Below are 22573 nucleotides of genomic sequence, written 5' to 3' on the forward strand. Positions count from 1 at the left end.
TCTCCTTCCGCCCCGGCGGGACGGCTCATGATCGGCCGAGCTCGGTGCGGATGAATGCGAACAGTTCCTCGTCGCTCGCCTCGTCCAGCCGTTCGCCGTCGCCCGCGGCGGCGCCCTGGTCGCCCCACTGCAGAAGCAGGCCGCGCAACCTTGTGGCGACCTTGGGCCGTACGGCGTCGCCGGCGGCCAGCCCGGCCAGCGTGGCCTCCAGCAGGTCGAGCTGCGCCAGCACGGGGGTGCCGGCTCGCGCGGTGTCCCGGCCGAGCTTGTCGTCCAGGAAGGCGGCCAGCGCCTGCGGGGTCGGATGGTCGAAGACCACCGTCGCCGGCAGCCGCAGGCCGGTGGCCTCGCTCAGCGCCCGGCGCATGTCCACCGAGGTCAACGAGTCGAACCCGAGGTCCTTGAAGGCCCGGTCGGCGGGGACCGGCTCGTCGGCCGGGTAGCCCAGCACCCCGGCGGCGGTGCGGCCGACCAGATCGACCAGCACCCGGGTCCGTTCCGCCGGTGGCAGGGCCGACAGCCGCCCGGACAGATCCGTGGCCGCGTCGCCGGCCGGTGGCGCGTCGGCCGCGCCGAGCACGGCCGCGACCTCGTCGATCTCCTCGATCAGCGGCTGGCGCCGGCTCATCGTGAAGCCGGGCACGAACCGGTCCCAGGCGATGTCCGCGACGATCATGCCGGGCGCGCCGGCACCGGCCGTCTCCGCCATGGCCGTCACCGCGACCTCGGGGTCCATCGGCACGACACCACGGCGGCTGAGCCACGCGGCGGCCGGCCCCTGCGACATCCCGCCGCCGTCCCAGGCGCCCCACGCCACCGAGGTGGCGGGAAGGCCGGCCTGCCGGCGCATGGCGGCCAGACCGTCGAGATACGCGTTGGCCGCGGCGTAGCCACCCTGGTTGCCGCTGCCCCACACGCCGGCGATCGAGGAGAAGAGCACGAACGCGTCCAGGTCGCGGTCAGCGGTCAGCTCGTGCAGGTTGCGCGCCGCCACGACCTTGGCCCGCAGCGCCGCGTCGAGCTCGCCGGGGGTCAGCTCGGCCAGCGGACCGGTCTCGAGCACGCCGGCGGTGTGCACCACCGCGGTCAGGGGCAGCTCGGGTGGAAGGTCGTCGAGGACGGCGGCCAGGGCGGCGCGGTCGGTGACGTCGCACGCCGTCACGGTGACCCGCGCCCCGGCGGCGGTCAGCTCGGCCGCCAGCTCGGCCGAGCCCTCGGCCCGGTCGCCGCGACGGCTCAGAAGCAGCAGATGCTCGGCGCCGGCCTCCGCCAGCCATCGAGCGGTACGGCCACCGAGCGCGCCGGTCCCGCCGGTGACCAGCACGGTGCCCGCCGGCCGCCACGGCCGTGCCGGCGGTTGCGGCCGGGTGCGGCGCAGGCGCCGGCCGTACGCGGCGTCACCGCGCAGCGCGATCTGATCCTCGGGTGCGCCGACCGCGCGGGGCAGCAGGCGCGCGCCGGCGGCGGAGGGCGGAAGGTCGACCAGGCCACCCCAGCGGTCGGGATGCTCCAGCGCGGCGACGCGGCCGAGTCCCCAGACCGCGGCCTGCCACGGGTCGACCGGGGTGTCGTCGCCGGGTGCGGCCACCGCGCCCCGGGTGACGCACCACAGCGGCGCCGGGACACCGGCGTCGCCGAGCGCTTGGACGACGGTGACGAGCATGGCGAGGGCGGCATGCCCCGCCTCGGGCGAAGCGAGGAGGAGGACCCCGGCGGGCGCCTCGTCGCGCAACCGCGCGGCGAGACTCGGCCGGGTCTCGTCGGCGGCGACGGCGAGGACGGAGAGGTCACAGCCAGCGGTGGGAAAGGCGTCGGCGCAGACGTCCGTGAGGGGGTCGCCGGGGACGGCGAGGGCCAGCCATCGACCGGGCGCCGGCGTGGGAAGACCCGCGATCGGGGCCCAGTCGATCTCGTACCGCCACGAGGACCCGTCGGCGCGAGCCGGCGCGGGGAGGGCGGGCCAGTAGGTGCGGTGCTGGAACGGATAGGTGGGCAGGTCGACCGGACCCCGACCGGGCACGATCGCCGCCCAATCCACCGGCACACCACTCGACCACAGGCGGCCGACACCAGCCAGCAGAGTCCGCACCTCATCACGATCCCGGCGCAGCAACCCCACCCCGTCGATCAACCCCGCCAGAACCGTGTCCGGGCCGACTTCCACCCAGTGGCTCACATCAGATCCGGCGGCGATCGCGTCGGCGAAACGCACCGTCGCCCTTACCTGATCAACCCAGTAGGCCGCAGAAGCCACGTCACCACTAGCCAACAGCGGGATGCGGGGCGGGTGGAAAGTCAGCTGTTCACATACGGAGGCGAACTCGGCCAGCATCGGCTCCATCAACGGCGAATGAAACGCATGGCTAACCGTCAGCCATCGCACCCGCCGATCCCCGACAACCCTGCGCACCCCGGCCTCGTCACCGGACACCACCACCGACCGGACAGCGTTCACCGCGGCAATCGACACCAACGCCTCGCCGTCGATCAGCTCGGCGAGCTCAGCCTCGCTGGCCTCAACCGCGGCCATCACCCCACCCGCCGGCAACGCTTGCATCAGGCTTGCTCGGGCCGCCACCAACCGGCACGCATCTTCCAGGGGCAACACCCCGGCGACATGCGCAGCACTGATCTCCCCGATCGAATGACCCACCACGACGGCCGGGCGAATGTTCCACGACTCCAGCAACCGGAACAGAGCCACTTCGAACGCGAACAGGCCCGGCTGCGCCCACCCCGTCGCGGTCACCGCCTCAGGATCATCGCCGTAAAGAACATCCTCCAAGCCGGGGAAATATGCAGAAATCTCGGCCAAGGTGTCTCGGAAGACGTCGAACCGCTGGAGCTGCTCACCCATCCGCCACCGCTGCGCACCTTGACCCGAGAACACGAACCCCAGCTCCGGCTCCGCCACAGCGGCCGTCGGCACTACCTCAGCCAGACCGGCCGCCGCCTCGTCGCGGTCCCCCGCTACGACCACCGCCCGGTGATCGAGCGCCGCCCGGCTCCGGATCAGCCCGCCGGCCACGAGGGAGATGTCCGCCGTCTCGAGCAGGCTCCGCAGCCGAGTGGCCCCCGCGCGCACCGCCTCGGCCGACCGACCGGAAACGATTAGCGGCCACGGCCCCTTCTCGGCGGGCCTGGCAACTTCCGGCTCCTCGCCTTGTTCCAGGATCAGGTGGGCGTTGGTGCCCGAGATACCGAACGACGACACCCCCGCCCGGCGCGGACGCCCCGACCGCGGCCACTCCCGCGCCGAGGTCAACAGCTGCACGGCACCCGCCGACCAATCCACCAACGGCGACGGCTCATCTACATGCAACGTCGACGGCAATACGCCATACCGCATCGCCATCACCATCTTGATCACACCAGCCACACCAGCCGCGGCCTGGGTGTGGCCGATGTTCGACTTGACCGACCCCAACCACAGCGGCTCGTCACGATCCGCGCCATACGTGGCCAGCAACGCCTGCGCCTCAATCGGATCACCCAACCGCGTTCCCGTCCCGTGCCCCTCCACGGCGTCCACATCGGAGGGTTGTAACTGGGCCGACGCCAACGCCGCACCGATCACCCGCTGCTGCGACGGACCATTCGGCGCCGTCAAACCGTTCGACGCACCGTCCTGGTTGACCGCCGACCCCCGCACAATCGCGAGAATCCGCCGCCCGTTGCGCCGCGCGTCGGACAGCCGCTCCAACACCAGCACGCCGACACCCTCAGCCAACACCGTCCCATCGGCACCCTCCGAAAAGGCACGACACCGGCCATCCGACGACAACCCACCCTGACGCTCAAACTCCTCCAACACCAACGGCGACGCCATCACCGTCACCCCACCCGCCAACGCCAACGACGACTCACCACCACGCAACGACTGCGCCGCCAAATGCACCGCCACCAACGACGACGAACACGCCGTATCCACCACCACCGCCGGACCCTCGAACCCGAACGAATACGACACCCGGCCGGCGATCACGCTGGTCGCGTTGCCGGTCATCACGTGCCCACCGGAGTCGTGCTCGGAGGCGCGCAACGCCAGCGCGTAGTCGCTGCCGGAGACGCCGATGAAGACGCCGGTACGGCTGGCGGCCAGCGACGTCGGATCGATGCCCGCGCGTTCCAGCCCCTCCCACGACGTCTCCAGCAGCAACCGCTGCTGCGGATCCATCGCCAGCGCCTCCCGCGGCGAGATCCCGAACAGCTCCGCGTCGAACTCGGCCGCCGCGGTGAGGAACCCGCCGTGCCAGGCGCGGTCCCAGCCCCGGTCCGGCGGCGCCGCCGAGACGGCGTCCGCCCCGGACGCGATCACGTCCCACAGCGCCTCGGGCGAGCCCACCCCGCCGGGGAACCGGCATGCCATGCCGACCACGGCGATCGGCTCGTCCACCGCGGCCGGCGCGGGCGGCGTGGCGATCGCCGGGGCCTCGCCGTCGAGGCTCATTTCACCGTCGAGGCCCAGCTCGCCGTCGAGATGGCGGGCGAGCGCGACCGGGCTCGGGTAGTCGTAGATGAGGGTCGCCGGCAACCGCAACCCGGTCGCGGTGCGCAGCCGGTTGCGCAGGTCGACAGCGGAGACGGAGTCGAAGCCGAGCTCGGTGAAGGGCCGCCGGGCGTTCACCGCGTCCGCCCCGGCGTGGCCCAGGATCGCCGCCGCCGTGGCGCGGACCAGGTCGGCCAGGTGACGCCGGCGTTCGTCGGCGGGCCGCCCGGCCAGCCGGCTGCGCAGGTCGCCGGCGCCCGGCGCGACGTCCGCGGGCTCGGCCCGGCCCCGGTCGGCCGGCAGGCTGATCACCTCGGGGATCTCGGCGAAGAGGGGATTGGGCCGGACCGCGGTCATGGCGACGTAGTAGCGGTCCCAGCGGGTGTCGGCGACCAGGGTGAGCGTCTCGTCGTGGTCGAGCACCTGCTCGAGGGCGGTCAGCGCGAGCCGCGGCTCGATCGCCGGCACACCGTGCCGGTCGAGCAGGTCCTTGACAGCGCCGGTGGCCATTCCGGTGCCCGCCCACGCGCCCCAGGCGACAGTGGTCGCGGGCAGGCCGAGCGAGCGGCGGTGCTGGGCCAGCGCGTCGAGATACGCGTTGCCGGGCACGTAGTTGCCCTGGCCGGGGGCGCCGACCGTGGCGCCGGCCGACGACAGCAGTACGAAGGCGGACAGCTCCCGGCCGGCGGTGAGCTCGTGCAGGTGACGGGCGGCGGTCATCTTGGCCCGCAGCACCCGGTTCACCTGCTCCGGGGTGAGGGTGTCGATCAGGCCGTCGTCCAGGACCCCGGTCGCGTGGAAGACCGCGTCCAGCGGCTGGTCGACGGGGATGTCGGCGAGCAGCCGCTCCAGGGCCGCCCGGTCGGCGACGTCGCAGGCGACGATCGTGACCTCGGCGCCGAGGCCGGTCAGTTCCGCCGCGAGTTCGCCCGCGCCCTCGGCGCCGGCCCCGCGCCGGCTGGTCAGCACGATGCGGGGCGCGCCGCGACCGGCCGCCCAGCGGGCGACGTGGGCGCCGATGGCGCCGGTCCCGCCGGTGATCAGGACCGTTCCGGCCGGCTGCCACCGGCGGATCGCCGGCGCGCCGTCGAGCGGGGCCCGGACCAGGCGGCGGGCGAGCAGGCCGGACGGGCGGGCGGCGATCTGGTCCTCGGCCGAGGAGCCGGCGATGTGCCGCAGAAGGTCCTCCCGGAGCGCGGGGGCCGGGCTCTCCGGCAGGTCGGCCACGCCGCCCCAGCGGTCCGGGTGTTCGAGCACCATCACTCGGCCGAAGCCCCAGACCGGGGCCTGGGCCGGGTGGCGCAGCGGATCGCCGGCCCCGGTGGTGACCGCGGCCCGGGTGAGACACCACAGCCGGGTGTCGATGCCGGCGTCGCCGAGCGCCTGGACGAGGGCGACCGTGGCGGCGAAGCCGTACGGAACGTCGGGGTGGCCGGGCGCCGTCGTGTCGTCGAGGGTGAGCAGGGACAGCACGCGGTCGACCGGACCGGCCGCGGCCGCGTCGGCCACCAGCGTGGCCAGGGACGCGCGGGCGGCGTCCCGGGGTATGTCGATCCGCTCCACCCGCGCACCGAGCCGGGCCAGGTCGGCCGCGAACGTCTGGGCCGTCTCGTTCTCCCCGGCGGGTGCCAGGAGCAGCCACCGGCCGGTGACCGGGGTCGGGTCCGGGCGCAGCGGGCGCCAGGCGACCCGGTACCGCCAGGAGTCGATGACCTGCTCGTCGCGGTGCGTGCGGCGCCACGACGCGAGCGCCGGGAGCAGCCGGCGCAGGGCGTCCTCGTTCTCCGAGCCGAGCCGTCCGGCGAGGAGCCCGGCGTCGGCGCGATCGACCGCCGACCAGAACCAGTCGCCGGCCGGGTCCGTGTCCCCCGCGGCCGTCCGGGCCGGGGCCGACAGCCAGTACCGGTCCCGCTCGAACGGGTAGGTGGGCAGCTGGGGAAGTGGGGAATCCGCGGAGCCCAGCACGGCCGTCCAGTCGACCGGCACGCCACGGACGTAGGCCTCGGCCGCCGCGGTCTCGAACTCGCGGACGTCGTCGCCGTCGCGGCGCAGGGTCCGGGCGAGGACGACCTCGTCGCCGTCGCCGTGCTCCTCGGCGACCGCGAGGACGGCCGCGCCGAGCACGGGGTGCGAGCTGACCTCGATGAAGGTGCGGAAACCGGCGTCCAGCGCGGCCCGGACGGCGGGCGCGAATCGGACCGTTCCGCGCAGGTTGCGGTACCAGTAGCCGGCGTCGGCGACCTCACCGGCGTCCCCAGTGGTGTCCTCGGTCGTGGAGAAGAACGGCAGCCGCGCCGGCCGGGCGGTGACCGGGGCGAGCGCCTCGGCCAGCGCGTCCCGAATCTCCTCGACGTGGGCCGAGTGGGAGGCGTAGTCGACCGCGATCCGCCGGGCCCGTACGCCGTCGGCCGCGCAGACCGCCAGCAGTTCGTCGACCGCCTCGGGCTCACCGGCCACGACGACGGCGCCGGGCGCGTTCTCGGCGGCCAGCGAGAGACGGTCGCGCCGGCCGGCGAGCAGGCGCTCGGCCTCGGCCGGCCGGCAGGAGACCGAGGCCATCGCTCCGCGACCGGAGAGGGCGAGCAGGATGCGGCTGCGCAGGGCCACCACGCGGGCACCGTCGGCCAGGTCGAGCGCACCGGCGACGCAGGCCGCGGCGATCTCGCCCTGGGAGTGGCCGATCACCGCGGCCGGTGCCACGCCGGCGGCCCGCCAGAGCTCGGCCAGCGCCACCATGACGGCCCAGGAGGCGGGTTGCACGACGTCGACCCGGTCCAGCGACGGCGCCCCCGGCTCCTGCCGCAGCACCGCGGCGAGCGACCAGTCGACGTACGGGGACAGGGCCTGCTCACAGCGGTCGGCGGCGGCCCGGAAGACCGGGGACCGGTCGAGCAACCCGGCGGCCATGCCGGCCCATTGGGCGCCCTGGCCCGGGAAGACGAAGACGGCCGGCCCGGCCGTCACGGCCTCGCCCGTCACGAGGTCCGGATCGGGCTCGCCGCTGGACAGCGCGGTCAGGGCGCGGCGGCGGCCGGGCCCGTCGGCCAGCACGACGGCCCGGTGCTCGAGGGCGGCCCGCCCGGTGACCAGGGCTCGTGCCACCGCGTCGGCGCCGGCCTCGCCGTCCGCCCACGGGGCCAGCCGGTCGGCCTGGCGGCGCAGCGCGGCCTCACCGCGGGCGGAGAGCACCCACGGGACGTCCGCCGTTCCCGGGAAGAGCCCGGGCTGTGCGGGTGCCGCGGGCGTGGGATCGGTGGGCGGTTCCTCCAGGACGACGTGCGCGTTGGTGCCGCTCACCCCGAACGCGGAGACGGCCGCTCGCCGGGCCTGGCCGGTGCCGGGCCACTCGCGCGCCTCCCGCAGCAGCCGGACGGTGCCCGCCGACCAGTCGACGTGCGGGCTCGGCTCGTCGGCGTGCAGGGTGCGTGGCAGCACGCCGTTGCGCATCGCCATGATCATTTTGATGACGCCGGCCACACCGGCCGCGGCCTGGGTGTGCCCGATGTTCGACTTGACCGAGCCGAGCCAGAGCGGGCGCTCGGTGTCCCGCCGGCGGCCATAGGTGGCCAGCAGCGCCTCGGCCTCGATCGGGTCGCCCAGGGTGGTGCCGGTGCCGTGCGCCTCGACCGCGTCCACATCGGACGCCCGCAGCCCGCCGGCCGCGAGGGCCTGCCGGATCACCCGCTGCTGGGCTGTGCCGTTCGGCGCGCTCAGCCCGTTGCTCGCCCCGTCCGAGTTCACCGCCGAGCCGCGGATGACCCCCAGCACCGGGTGCCCGTTGCGGCGCGCGTCCGAGAGCCGCTCCAGCAACAACACACCGGCGCCCTCGCCCCACCCCGTGCCGTCGGCGCCGGCCGAGAACGCCTTGCACCGGCCGTCGGCCGCGAGCCCGCGCTGACGGGAGAACTCGACGAACTCGACCGGCGTGGCCATCACGGTCACCCCTCCGGCCAGCGCCATCGAGCACTCGCCGCGCTGCAGGGACTGCGCGGCCAGGTGCAGCGCGACCAGCGACGACGAGCAGGCGGTGTCGACGGTGAGGGCCGGCCCGGCGAGGCCGAAGGTGTAGGCGACCCGCCCGGAGACGACGCTGAGCGCGTTGCCGGTGAGCAGATGCCCCTCCAGCCCTTCCGGCGTCTCGGTCAGGTCGCTGCCGTAGTCGCGGCCGGCCACTCCGGCGAAGACGCCGGTGCGCGAGCCCCGCATCGACAGCGGGTCGATGCCCGCCCGTTCGAACGCCTCCCAGCTGATCTGGAGGATCAGCCGCTGCTGGGGGTCCATGGCCAGGCTCTCCCGCGGCGACAGCCCGAACAGCGCGCCGTCGAACTCGGCGGCACCGTAGAGGAATCCGCCCTCGCGCGTGTAGCTGGTGCCGGGGTGTTCCGGGTCCGGGTGGTAGAGCCGGTCGAGATCCCAGCCCCGGTCGGCCGGGAATCCGCCGATCGCGTCGCCGCCGGTGTCGACGAGCTGCCACAGCTGCTCGGGTGACTCGACCCCGCCGGGATAGCGGCAGGCCATCGCGACGACGGCGATCGGCTCGTCCGGCCGGGCCGCCGTGGGCGGCGCGTCGTCGTCCGGCTCCTCGCCGGCCAGCACGGCGGCCAGGTGGGCGGCCAGTTCGCCGGGGGTCGGGTGGTCGAAGACCAGCGACGCCGGCAGGGTCAGGCCGGCGGCCGCGGCCAGGCGGTCGCGCAACTGCACGGCCGAGAGCGAGGTGAAGCCGAGCTCGCGGAACGCCAGGTCGGGGTCGACGGCGGCGGCCGAGCGATGGTCGAGCACGACGGCGGCCTCGCCCCGCACCAGATCGAGCAGCACGCGATGCCGGCCGGCCGGATCGAGCCCGGCGAGACGGGCCGACAGGGCCGGGGCCACGGCCGGCGGCTCGGCGGCGGGCGGCTCCGGGGTGCCGCCCTCGTCGCCGGACCGGCTGTCGTCGGTGAGCCAGTAGTGCTCGCGCTGGAAGGGGTAGGTGGGCAGGTCGACGATCCGGCCGCCGGTGGCGGCGTGGACGCGGGCCCAGTCCACCGGGACCCCGCGCTCGAAGAAACGGGCCAGCGCCGCGGCGACCGCGACCGCCTCGTCCCGGTCGGACCGCAACACCGGCACGAACTCGGCGTCCGGCACGCTGTCGCGGCCGAGCGGGGTCAGTACGGCGTCCGGCCCGATCTCGGCGAAGGTGCCGGCTCCCCGCCCGGCGGCGGCCACGACGGCGTCGGCGAAGCGGACGGTGCCGCGCACCTGACGCACCCAGTGGTCGGGGTCGGCCAGCCGGGCCCGGTCGATCGGCGTTCCGGTCACTGTGGACACGATCGGCACCACCGGCTCGGCGATGCTGACCTCGGCGGCGACCGCGCGGAAGGCGTCGAGCATCGGGTCCATGTGCGCCGAGTGGAAGGCGTGACTGACGGTCAGCCGCCGGGTGCGGCGCCCCCGCTCGGCGAAGCCGGCGGCGATCGCCGTGACCGTCTCCTCGTCGCCGGAGAGCACGACCGCCTCCGGCCCGTTCACCGCCGCGAGGCTCACCCGGCCGTCCGCCGCGGCGAGCGCCTCGGCCGCCTCGGCCTCGGTGGCCCGCACCGCGATCATCGCGCCGCCGGCCGGGAGCCGCTGCATGAGCCGTCCTCGCGCCGTGACCAGGCGGGCGGCGTCGGCCAGCGAGAGCGCGCCGGCGGCGTGCACGGCGGCCAGTTCCCCGATGGAGTGCCCGACGACCACGTCGGGGTGGATGCCCCAGGACGCGAGGAGGCGGAACAGCGCGACCTCGACCGCGAACAGGCCGGCCTGGGTGTGCACGGTCCGCGACAGCGACTCGATGTCGCCGCCGGCAATGATCGACCGGATCGGCGACTCGAGGTGGGCGTCGAGCGCCTCGCACACCTCGTCGAAGGCGGCGGCGAAGGCGGGGTGGACGGCGTAGAGGCGGCTGCCCATGCCGAGCCGCTGCGCGCCCTGGCCGGTGAAGAGGAAGGCGGTGCCGCCCGGGTCGCGGCGCAGCGGCTCGGCCGCCGGCCCGTCGGCCACGGCGGCGAGCCGGCTCGTCAGGTCGTCGCGGCCGGTGGCGGCGAAGCCGGTCCGGTAGCGGAACGCCGAGCGGGCGGTGGCGAGGGTGCGGGCGACGTCGGCCGGGTCGGCGTCCTGGCCGATCAGCTGCCGGGCCTGCGCCCTCAGGGCCTCCGGGGTGCGCGCGGAGAGCACCACCGGCACGGCCGGCGGTTCCGGCCGCGGCCCGGCCGGCGCCTCGGCCCGCGGGGCCTGTTCGAGCACGACGTGCGCGTTCGTGCCGCTGATGCCGAACGACGAGACCGCGCACCGCCGGACGTCGCCGTCCTTCGCCCACGGCCGCGCCTCGGTCAGCAGCCGCAGCTCGCCGGCCGACCAGTCGACGTGCGGGGTCGGCTCGTCCGCGTGCAACGTGCGCGGCAGCACGCCCTCGCGCATGGCCGCGATCATCTTGATCACGCCGGCCACCCCGGCCGCGGCCTGGGTGTGCCCGATGTTCGACTTCACCGAGCCCAGCCAGAGCGGCCGGGACCGCTGCCGCCCGTACGCCGCGAGCAGCGCGTCGGCCTCGATCGGATCGCCCAGCGCGGTGCCCGTGCCGTGCGCCTCCACCGCGTCGATGTCGCCCGGGGTGAGCTGGGCGTCGTCGAGCGCCTGGCGGATCACCCGCTGTTGCGACGGGCCGTTCGGCGCGGTCAGCCCGTTGGAGGCGCCGTCGGAGTTGATCGCGCTACCGCGGATCAGCCCGAGGACGCGGCGGCCGTTGCGGCGCGCGTCGGAGAGACGTTCGAGCAGCAGCACACCGGCGCCCTCGCCCCACCCGGTGCCGTCGGCCGAAGCGGCGAACGCCTTGCAGCGGCCGTCGGGGGCCAGGCCACGCTGGCGGGAGAACTCCTGGAAGAGCCGGGGTGTGGCCATCACGGTGGCGCCGCCGGCGATCGCCAGGTCGCATTCGCCACCGCGCAGCGCGCGCACCGCGAGGTGCAGCGCCACCAGCGACGACGAGCAGGCCGTGTCGACGGTCAGGACCGGGCCCTCCAGCCCGAAGGTGTAGGCGATCCGGCCGGACGCGACGCTGGTGGTCACGCCGGTGAGCAGGTTGCCCTCCAGCCAGGCCGGCGGCCGGGCCAGGGAGACGCCGTAGTCCTGGTCGGCGACCCCCACGAAGACGCCGCCGCGGCTGCCGCGGACCGCGCGCGGGTCGATGCCGGCCCCTTCGAACAGCTCCCACGACGTCTCCAGCAGCAGCCGTTGCTGCGGGTCCATGGCGAGCGCCTCGCGCGGCGAGATGCCGAAGAAGCCCGCGTCGAAGGCGCCCGCGTCGCGCAGGAAGCCGCCGTGCCGGGTGACCGAGGAGCCGGGCCGGTCGGGATCCGGGCCGAACAGCGCGCCGAGGTCCCAGCCGCGGTCCTCGGGGAACGTCGTCACCGCGTCGACACCGTCACCGACCAGCCGCCACAGGTCCTCGGCGCTGCCGACGCCGCCCGGGTACCGGCACGCCGTGGCCACCACCGCGATCGGCTCGTGGGTCCGTGACTCCATCTCCAGCAGCCGCTGCCGGGTCTTGTGCAGATCGGCGGTGACCCGCTTGAGGTAGTCGACCAGCTTTTCCTCGTCAGCCACGGGTTCAGCTCCATCTCGCCGCGGCGCGCGAACGCCGGCGGGCACGGTCAGTTCAAGCCGCCCAGTTCGCTGTCGATGAAGGCGAGGACCTCGTCGGCCGAGGCCGACGACAGGTCCTGAACGGCCACCGCGGACCCGGTGTCCGCGCCGATGCCGTCCAGCTTTCCCAAGAGCCCTTGCAGACGGCTTGTGAGCCGGGCGTGGACCGGGTCGCCGGCACCGAGCCGGGTCACGATCGCCTCCACGGCGTCGAGCGCCGCCCAGGCCTGTTCGGCCGGGTCGGCTCCGGCGCACAGCAGGCCGTGCAGGTGTTCCGCGACCGCGGCCGGTGTCGGGTGGTCGAAGGCCAGCGCGGCGGGCAGGCGCACCCCGGTGGCCGCCGCGAGCCGGTTGCGCAGCTCGACGGAGGTGAGCGAGTCCATGCCCATCTCCTTGAACGCGCGCTCCGGCTCGACCTCGGCGGCCGAGGCGTGGCCGAGTACACCGGCCGTCTCGCCGCGGACGAGCTCCAGCAGGTCGGCGAGTTGCTCGGCGCCGTCGCGGCCGGCCAGCCTCTGCGCCCAGGGCACCGCCGAGGGCGTTCCGACGGGCACCGCCGCGGGCCGGCGGCCGATCAGGTCGCTCAGGACGGCCGGCACCTCGCCCGCGTCGCGCCCGCGCAACGCCGCCAGGTTCATCCGGATCGGGGCGAGCACCGGCTCGTCGGCGGTGCTCGCGGCGTCATAGAGGAACAGGCCCTGCTCGGGCGTGAGCGGCACCAGACCGGACCGGCTCAGCCGGGCGCTGTCGCGCTCGCCCAAGGCCGCGGTCATCCCGCCGGCCTCGGCCGCCCAGGGCCCCCAGGCGAGCGAGCGGGCGGGCAGGCCGCGGGCCTGCCGATGCGCGGCCAGGGCGTCGAGATACGCGTTGGCGGCGGCGTAGTTGGCCTGTCCCGGGCTGCCGAGCGTGGCGGCGGCGGCCGAGTAGAGCACGAACAGGTCGAGGTCGAGGTGCGCGGTCCGGCGGTGAAGGTTCCAGGCGCCGTCCACTTTGGGCCGGGACACCGCCGCCAGCCGCTCCGGGGTGAGCGACATGAACAGCCCGTCGTCGAGCAGGCCGGCGGCGTGCACCACGCCGCGCAGCGGGCGATCGCCGGGGATCCGGCGCAGGACCTCGGCCAGCCCCTCATCGTCCGCGACGTCACAGGCCACCACCGTGACGTCGGCGCCCGCCGCCACCAGCTCGGCGCTCAGGCCGGCGGCGCCCGGCGCGTCCGGCCCCCGACGGCTGGTCAGCACCAGGTTCCGCACGCCGTGCCGGGTGACCAGATGCCGGGCCAGGCACGCGCCGAGGGCTCCCGTCCCCCCGGTGATCAGCACGGTCCCGTCCGTCCGCAGCGCGCGCGGCATGGTCAGCACCGCCTTGCCGATGAGTTCGGCGCGGCTCAGGGCCCGCAGCGCGGCCGGCGCCCGCCGCACGTCCCACGCGGTCAGCGGAGGCAACCGCAGCGCGCCCGCGGCGAACAGACGCAGCAGCTCGGCGTACATCTGAGCGATGCGATCCGGCCCGGCCTCACGGGTGTCGAAGGCCTGGTAGTGCACGCCGGGGTGAGCACGCGCGACGGTCTCCGGGTCGCGGACGTCGGTCTTGCCCATCTCGAGGAACCGGCCGCCCGGGCCGAGCAGGCGCAGCGACGCGTCGACGAACTCGCCGGCGAGCGAGTCGAGCACCACGTCCACGCCGCGGCCGCCGGTCACGGCTCGGAACCGCTCCTCGAAGCCGAGGTCGCGGGAGGAGGCGATGTGGTCAGCGAGCAGACCGGCGGCTCTCAGCGCGGGCCACTTGCCGGGGCTCGCGGTCGCGAAGACCTCCGCGCCCAGGTGCTGGGCCAGCTGCACGGCCGCGGTGCCCACGCCACCGGCGCCGGCGTGGATCAGGACCCGGTCCCCCGGCTTCACACCGGCCAGATCGACCAGGGCGTAGTAGGCGGTCAGGAAGGTGATGGGCGTCGCGGCGCCCGCGGCGAACGTCCACTCCTCCGGCATCCGGAACAGCAGCCGGTGATCCGCCTCGGCCGCCGGGGCGAAGGCCCCGTCGAGCAGCCCGGCGACGCGATCACCGGGTCGCAGCCCGGTGACGCCCGGCCCGGTCTCGAGGACGACGCCGGCACCCTCCACGCCCAGGCTCACCTCGCCGGGATACATGCCCAGCACGGCCAGGACGTCACGGAAGTTGACCCCCGCCGCCCGCACCGCCACCCGGACGCGTCCGGCCGCCGGCGGCCCGGCGGGCGCGACAGCGGGCAGCAGGGCGAGACCGTCGAGCGTTCCGGGTTCATTGCCGGCCAAGTGCCAGTGGCCGTCCGGCACGGACAGCGGCGGGTCGCCGGCCGCGCGGACCAGACGTCGCGTGTAGGCGTGTCCCCGGCGCAGCGCCACCTCGGGCAGACCGGCCGCGAGGACGGAGAGCAGCAGATCGGCCGAGAGCTCCGCGTCGGTGTCGACCAGCCGGATCCGGCCGGGATGCTCGGCCTGCGCCGAACGCAGCAGTCCCCAGCTCGCGGCGGCGGCCAGGTCGGCCGGGTCGTCGCCGGGACCGGTCGCGACGGCGTGCCTGGTCAGCACGGTCAGGCCGGTGCCGGCGAAGCGCTCGTCGGCCAGCCACTCCCGCACGATCCCGAGCAGGTCCCCCGCCGTACGCCGCACCGCCTCGGGCTCCGGCCGGCCGTCACCGCAGCAGAGGACGGGTTGGGCGCCGCCCGCGGCCAACTCGTCGAGGTCGACGGTGGGCACGGGTATGCCCCACGGATTCGGGCCGACCACGGCGGCGGTCACGGACTCGCCCGGCGGCAGGGCGACGGGCTGCCACTCGATCCGGTACAGGTCGTCGCCGGTCGCCGCGGGGGCCGCCATCGGCCGTACGTCGAGCCGCTCCACCGACAGCACGGGCGCGCCGTCCGGCGCCGTGGCGGTGAGCGACAGCGTGCCGGCGTCCGGACGGCGCAGGCGCACGCGGAGCTCGGCGGCCCCGCGGCGATACACGGAGACGCCCCGCCAGGCGAACGGCACCCGCGCGCCGGATTCCCCGTCGTCGCCGAGCACGGCGGGATGCAGGGCACCGTCGAGCAGGGCCGGATGAATCGCGAACGCGGCGGCCTCCTCGGCGGCGACCGCGACCTCGGCCAGCAGGTCGTCCCCGGTCCGCCAGACCCGGCGCACGGCGCGGAAGGCCGGCCCGTAGCCCAAGCCGAGCGCGGTGAGGCGGGCGTACACCTCCTCCGGGTCCAGCGGCTCGGCCCCGGCGGGCGGCCACGGGCCGGCGGTCGTCCCGGGCATCGGCGTGGCCGAGGTGAGCAGGCCACCGGCGTGGCGCTGCCAAGGGGCGTCCGCGCCGCGCTGGGCGTAGAGCTCGACCGGGCGGTCCCCGGCGGGGTCCGGGCCGCGGACGACCACGTGGAGGCGGACGTCCCCGTCGTCGAGGACCAGCGGCGCGTCCAGGGTGAGCTCGGCCAGCGTGGGGCAGCCGGCCTGGGCCCCGGCGGTCAGCAGCAGATCGGCGATCGCCGCGCCTGGGACGACGACGGAGCCCAGGACGGTGTGGTCGGTCAGCCAGGGCTGAGCGGCCGGGGAGAAGTGGCCGGTGAAGCGCACGTCGTCGCCGTCGGGGGTCGGTACCAGGACGGTCAGGGCCGGGTGGCCGGTGGCGGCCAGGCCGTGGCCGGTCACGTCGGTGAGGCGGCGCGATGCCCGGGGCCAGTAGTGGCGGTGCTGGAACGCGTAGGTCGGCAGGTCCACCGGACCCCGATCCGGCACGATCGCCGCCCAATCCACCGGCACACCACTCGACCACAGGCGGCCGACACCAGCCAGCAGAGTCCGCACCTCATCCCGGCCCCGGCGCAGCAACCCCACCGCATCGCCGTCGATCAACCCCGCCAAGACGGTGTCCGGGCCGACCTCCACCCACTGGCTCACATCAGATCCGGCGGCGATCGCGTCGGCGAAACGCACCGTCGCCCTAACTTGCTCGACCCAGTAGGCCGCAGAAGTCACGTCACCACTAGCCAACAGCGGGATCCGAGGCGGGTGGAAAGTCAGCTGCTCACACACCGAAGCGAACTCGGCCAGCATCGGCTCCATCAACGGCGAATGGAAGGCGTGACTAACCGTCAGCCATCGCACCCGCCGATCCCCCACAACCCTGCGCACCCCGGCCTCGTCACCGGACACCACCACCGACCGGACAGCGTTCACCGCGGCAATCGACACCAACGGCTCGCTCTCCACCAGCTCAGCAAGCTCGGCCTCGCTGGCCTCCACCGCGGCCATCACCCCACCCGCCGGCAACGCCTGCATCAGACTCGCCCGGGCCGCCACCAACCGGCACGCATCCTGAAGAGACAACACCCCGGCGACATGCGCAGCACTGATCTCCCCGATCGAATGACCCACCACGACCGCCGGGCGAACATTCCACGACTCCAACAGCCGAAACAGAGCCACCTCAAACGCGAACAGGCCCGGCTGCGCCCAACCCGTCGCCGTGACCGCCTCAGGATCATCGCCGTAAAGAACAGCGTCCAAACCCGGGAAATGGGCAGAAATCTCGGCCAAGGTGTCCCGGAAGACGTCGAACCGCTTGAGCTGCTGCCCCATCCGCCACCGCTGCGCACCTTGACCCGAGAAGACGAACCCCAGCTCCGGCTCCGCCACAGCAGCCGTCGGCACTACCTCAGCCAGACCGGCCGCCGCCTCGTCGCGGTCCCCCGCTACGACCACCGCCCGGTGATCGAGCGCCGCCCGGCTCCGGATCAGCCCGGCGGCCATGTCGGCCACGTCGACCGCGTCCAGGCGATCGGCCAGGCGGACGGCCTGCTCGCGCACCGCCTCCGGCGACCGACCGGAAACGATCAGCGGCCACGGCCCCTCGACGGCCGGCTCGGCAGCCTCCAGCTCCTCACCCTGCTCCAGGATCAGATGGGCATTGGTGCCCGAGATACCGAACGACGACACTCCCGCCCGGCGCGGACGATCCGACCGCGGCCACTCCCGCGTCGAGGTCACCAGCTCCACCGACCCCGCCGACCAATCCACGACGGGCGACGGCTCATCCACATGCAACGTCGACGGCAATACGCCGTGCCGCATGGCCATGACCATTTTGATCACACCGGCCACACCGGCCGCGGCCTGGGTGTGGCCGATGTTCGATTTGACCGACCCCAACCACAGCGGCTCGTCACGGTCCGCGCCATACGTGGCCAGCAACGCCTGCGCCTCGATCGGATCACCCAGCCGCGTTCCCGTCCCGTGCCCCTCCACGGCGTCCACATCGGAGGTATGCAACCCGGCCGACGCCAACGCCGCACCGATCACCCGCTGCTGAGACGGACCATTCGGCGCCGTCAACCCGTTCGACGCACCATCCTGATTGACCGCCGACCCCCGCACGATCGCGAGAATCCGCCTCCCGTTCCGCCGGGCGTCCGACAACCGCTCCAGCACCAGCACGCCCACACCCTCACCCCAGCCCATGCCGTCGGCCGCCGCCGCGAACGACTTGCACCGGCCGTCCGGCGCGAGCCCGCCCTGCCGGGTGAACTCGACGAACGCCTCCGGCGTCGCCATCACCGTCACGCCGCCCGCCAGGGCCAGCGACGACTCCCCGCCGCGCAGCGACTGCGCCGCGAGGTGCATCGCCACCAGCGACGACGAGCACGCGGTGTCGACCGTGACCGCGGGTCCTTCGAGCCCGAGCACGTAGGCGAGCCGCCCCGACGCGACGCTGGCCGTGTTCCCGGTCAGCAGGTGACCGTCGGCCTCGGTGTCCGATCCGCGCAGGTGACCGGCGTAGTTCTGCTCCGACATGCCGACGAACACCCCGGCCGGCGTGCCGCGCAGCGCCGACGGGTCCATTCCGGCCCGCTCCACCGCCTCCCAGGCCACCTCGAGCAGCAGCCGCTGCTGCGGGTCCATGGCCAGGGCCTCGCGCGGCGAGATCCCGAAGAACGCCGCGTCGAAGCCGGCCGCGTCGGCCAGAAACGCACCTTCCCGCGCGCGGGACGCCAGCGGGTCGAGGTCCCATCCGCGGTCGGCCGGGAACGGCGCCACCGCGTCCGCCCCGTCGAGGAGCAGCCGCCAGAGATCCTCGGGCGAGTCGACGCCGGCCGGGAACCGGCAGGCCATACCGACGATGGCGATCGGCTCGTCCGCGACGGCACGGCCGGGCGCGGCCGGGGTCTCCGGTGCGGCACCGGCGATCAACCCGGTCAGGTGGTCGGCGAGACGCGCGGCGGTGGGGTGGTCGAAGACCAGCGTGCCCGACAGCGGCATCCCCGTCCGCCGGCTGAGCCGGTCACGGAGCTCCACGGCGGTCAGCGAGTCGAAACCCAGGTCGCGGAACGCCCGCTCGACGCCGACGAGCTCGGCCGACTCGTGGCCCAGGATCCGCGCCGCCTCCTCGCGGATCATCGTGAGCAGCTCGGCGTACCGCCGCTGCGGGGTCAGCCCGGCCAGGGCCGGCGGGCCGGCCGTGATCTCGGGGGCGACCGGCGGCCGCAACATCTCCGCCACCTCGGGCAATCCGGCCAGGAAGGGGCTGGGCCGCGCCACGGTGTACGTCGGGGCGAACCGCTCCCACGCGATGTCGGCGACGATCACGTACGCCCGGTCGCCGCGCGCGGCCCGGCCGAGTTCCTGGACCGCGGCCGCCGGCGCCATGGCCCGGACGCCGTTGCGCTCCAGCACCCGATCCGGTGCGGTGAGTGCCATCCCGGCACCGGCCCAGCTGCCCCAGGCGATCGAGGTGCCGGTCAGGCCCCGGGCACGCCGGCGCCGCGCGAGCCCGTCGAGGTAGCCGTTCGCCGCCGCGTATCCGGCGCCGCCCGCGTATCCCCAGGCCGCGGCGACCGACGAGTAGAGCACGAACGCGTCGAGCTCCCGGTCGCCGAGAAGCTCGTCGAGATGGGCCGCACCCACGGTCTTGGCGGTGAACACCTCGTCGGGGCCGGCCTCCAGGATCGGCCGGTACTCGCCCACCCCCGCCGTGTGGATCACCGCGGTCAGCGAGGACCCGATCCGATCGAGCAAGGCGGCCAGCGCCTCCCGGTCGGTGACGTCGCAGGCCGCCACGGTCACGCGTACGCCGGTCTCCTCGAGCTCGGCCCGCAACGCGTCCACGCCCTCGGCTCCGGGTCCCCGGCGGCTCGCGAGCACCAGATGCCCGGCGCCGTTACGGGCGAGCCAGCGCGCCGCGTGGGCACCGAGGGCTCCGGTACCGCCGGTGACCAGCACGGTGCCACGCGGCTTCCACGCGTGCTCGACCTCTGCGGTGACGCGGGCCAGCCGCCGGGCATACGCACCGTCGCTTCGCAGCGCCAGTTGATCCTCGGTGGACGCGGCGGTGACCTGACGGATGAGGCACTCGGCCACGGCCGGTTCCGAGCCGGCGGGCAGGTCGATCAGCCCGCCCCAGCGCCGCGGGTGTTCCAGCGCCGCGACCTGGCCCATCCCCCACACCGCCGTCTGCCACGGCCGTACCGTCTCGCCGGGTTCGATCGCGACCGCGCCGGTGGTGACCGACCAGAGCCGGCCGTCCACCTCGGCGTCGGCCAGCGCCTGCACGAGCGTGGTCAGCGCCGTCACCTCGGCGCGGTCGTCGGCGCCGGATCCGAGCCGGAGCACCCCCTCGGCGATCCGGCCGGCCAGGGCGTCCCGCACCCGGGCCGCCAGCGTGCCGCGCGACGTCCCGGCGTCGGCGACGAGCACGAGCGGCGTACGGCCGGTGGCCGCGAGCGCGGCCGCGCAGGGATCGGTGAGCTCGTGTCCCGGCGGGACGACGAGCAACCACACACCGTCGCCGTGTGTCTGCTCCGGCTCCTCGACGGCAGTCCAGCGCACGTCGTACCGCCATCCGGCACGGGAGGCACTCCGCGGGGCGGGCCAGTAGGTGCGGTGCTGGAACGGATAGGTGGGCAGGTCGACCGGACCCCGATCCGGCACGATCGCCGCCCAATCCACCGGCACACCACTCGACCACAGGCGGCCAACGCCAGCCAGCAGAGTCCGCACCTCATCCCGGCCACGGCGCAGCAACCCCACCGCGTCGCCGTCGATCAACCCCGCCAAGACCGTGTCCGGGCCAACCTCCACCCACTGACCGACATGGGACCCGGCGGCGATCGCGTCCGCGAAACGCACGGTCGCCCTTACTTGATCGACCCAGTAGGCCGCAGAAGTCACGTCACCACTAGCCAGCACCGGGATCCGGGGCGGGTGGAAAGTCAGCTGCTCACACACCGAAGCGAACCCGGCCAACATCGGCTCCATCAACGGCGAATGAAACGCGTGACTAACCGTCAGCCACCGCACCCGCCGATCCCCAACGACCCTGCGCACCCCGGCCTCGTCACCGGACACCACCACCGACCGGACAGCGTTCACCGCGGCAATCGACACCAACGACTCGCCCTCGATCAGCTCAGCAAGCTCGGCCTCGGTGGCCTCGACCGCGGCCATCACCCCACCGGCCGGCAACGCTTGCATCAGGCTTGCTCGGGCCACCACCAACCGGCACGCATCTTCCAGGGACAACACCCCGGCGACATGCGCAGCACTGATCTCCCCGACCGAATGACCCACCACGACGGCCGGGCGAACATTCCACGACTCCAACAACCGGAACAGAGCCACCTCAAAGGCGAACAGGCCCGGCTGCGCCCACCCGGTCGCGGTCACCGCCTCGGCATCATCGCCGTAAAGAACATCCTCCAGGCCTGGGAAATATGCAGAAATCTCCGTCAAAGTGTCCCGGAAGACGTCGAACCGCTGGAGCTGCTGGCCCATCCGCCACCGCTGCGCACCCTGACCCGAGAACACAAACCCCAGCTCCGGCTCGGACTCCGCGCTGCCCGGCACCACCTCAGCCAGACCGGCCGCCGCTTCCGCCGGATCGGCGGCCACCACAACGGCACGATGCTCGAGCACCGCTCGGCCTCGAACCAACCCGCTGGCCATGTCGGAAATGTCGACCGTGTCCAGGACAGCGGCCAACCGCTCGGCCTGCTCCCGCACCACATCCGCCGTATGCCCAGAAATGATCAGCGGCACCGGCCCCGCACCAGCGGGCTCGGCAGCTTCCGGTTCCTCACCCTGCTCCAAGATCAGATGGGCGTTGGTGCCCGAGATACCGAACGACGACACCCCCGCCCGGCGCGGACGATCACCCTCCGGCCACGGACGCGACTGCCTCAACAACTCGACAGCACCCGCCGACCAATCCACCAACGGCGACGGCTCATCCACATGCAACGTCGACGGCAACACCCCATACCGCATCGCCATCACCATCTTGATCACACCAGCCACACCAGCCGCCGCCTGGGTATGGCCAATGTTCGACTTGATCGACCCCAGCCACAGCGGCTCGTCACGATCCGCGCCATACGTGGCCAGCAACGCCTGCGCCTCAATCGGATCACCCAACTTGGTGCCCGTCCCATGCGCCTCCACCGCATCCACATCGGAGGGTTCCAACCCAGCCGACGCCAACGCCGCACCGATCACCCGCTGCTGCGACGGACCATTCGGCGCCGTCAAACCGTTCGACGCACCGTCCTGGTTGACCGCCGACCCCCGCACAATCGCGAGAATCCGCCGCCCGTTGCGCCGCGCGTCGGACAGCCGCTCCAACACCAGCACGCCGACACCCTCAGCCAACACCGTCCCATCGGCACCCTCCGAAAAGGCACGACACCGGCCATCCGACGACAACCCACCCTGACGCTCAAACTCCTCCAACACCAACGGCGACGCCATCACCGTCACCCCACCCGCCAACGCCAACGTGCTCTCACCACCACGCAACGACTGCGCCGCCAAATGCACCGCCACCAACGACGACGAACACGCCGTATCCACCACCACCGCCGGACCCTCGAACCCGAACGAATACGACACCCGGCCGGCCAGGAAGCTCGTCGCCGTGCCCGACATCGACTCGCCGTCGTCGCCGCGCACCGCGCTGTACCACTCGCCGTTCGTCCCGGCGAACACGCCCGTGTCGGTGCCGCGCAACGACATCGGGTCGATGCCCGCGCGTTCCAGCCCCTCCCACGACGTCTCCAGCAGCAGCCGCTGCTGCGGATCCATCGCCAGCGCCTCCCGCGGCGAGATCCCGAACAGGGCGGGGTCGAACTCGCCCGCCTCGGCCAGGAACCCGCCCGGCCAGTCCCGGCTCCATCCGCGGGCCGGCGGCGGGCCGGACACCGCGCCGGATCCCGAGACCACCAGGTCCCACAAGGCCTCCGGCGAGCCCACCCCGCCGGGGAACCGGCAGGCCATGCCGACCACGGCGATCGGCTCGCGCGCCGCGTCGGCCATCTGCTGGTTCTGCCGGCGCAGGCGCTCGACCTCCCGAAGCGAGGTACGCAGCGCGTCGGCCACCTTGTCCGCGGAGTACGTCACTGTCCATCTCCACCCGGTG

The 22573-nt window shown here is 74.2% G+C and carries 2 protein-coding genes; both read right to left on the reverse strand.

The features are described from left to right. Positions 1 to 25: 25 nt before the first annotated feature. On the reverse strand, positions 26 to 12112 hold the full coding sequence (locus tag ACGFJ7_RS03375) for a type I polyketide synthase (protein ID WP_392640614.1): 12087 nt from the start codon (positions 12110 to 12112) through the stop codon (positions 26 to 28). Positions 12113 to 12159: 47 nt separating this feature from the next. Further along, positions 12160 to 22554, reverse strand: coding sequence for an SDR family NAD(P)-dependent oxidoreductase (locus ACGFJ7_RS03380; protein WP_392640617.1), 10395 nt, complete (start codon positions 22552 to 22554; stop codon positions 12160 to 12162). Positions 22555 to 22573: the final 19 nt, after the last annotated feature.

Origin of the sequence: Actinoplanes sp. NPDC048988 (assembly GCF_043197815.1) — a bacterium.
Classification (GTDB): domain Bacteria; phylum Actinomycetota; class Actinomycetes; order Mycobacteriales; family Micromonosporaceae; genus Actinoplanes.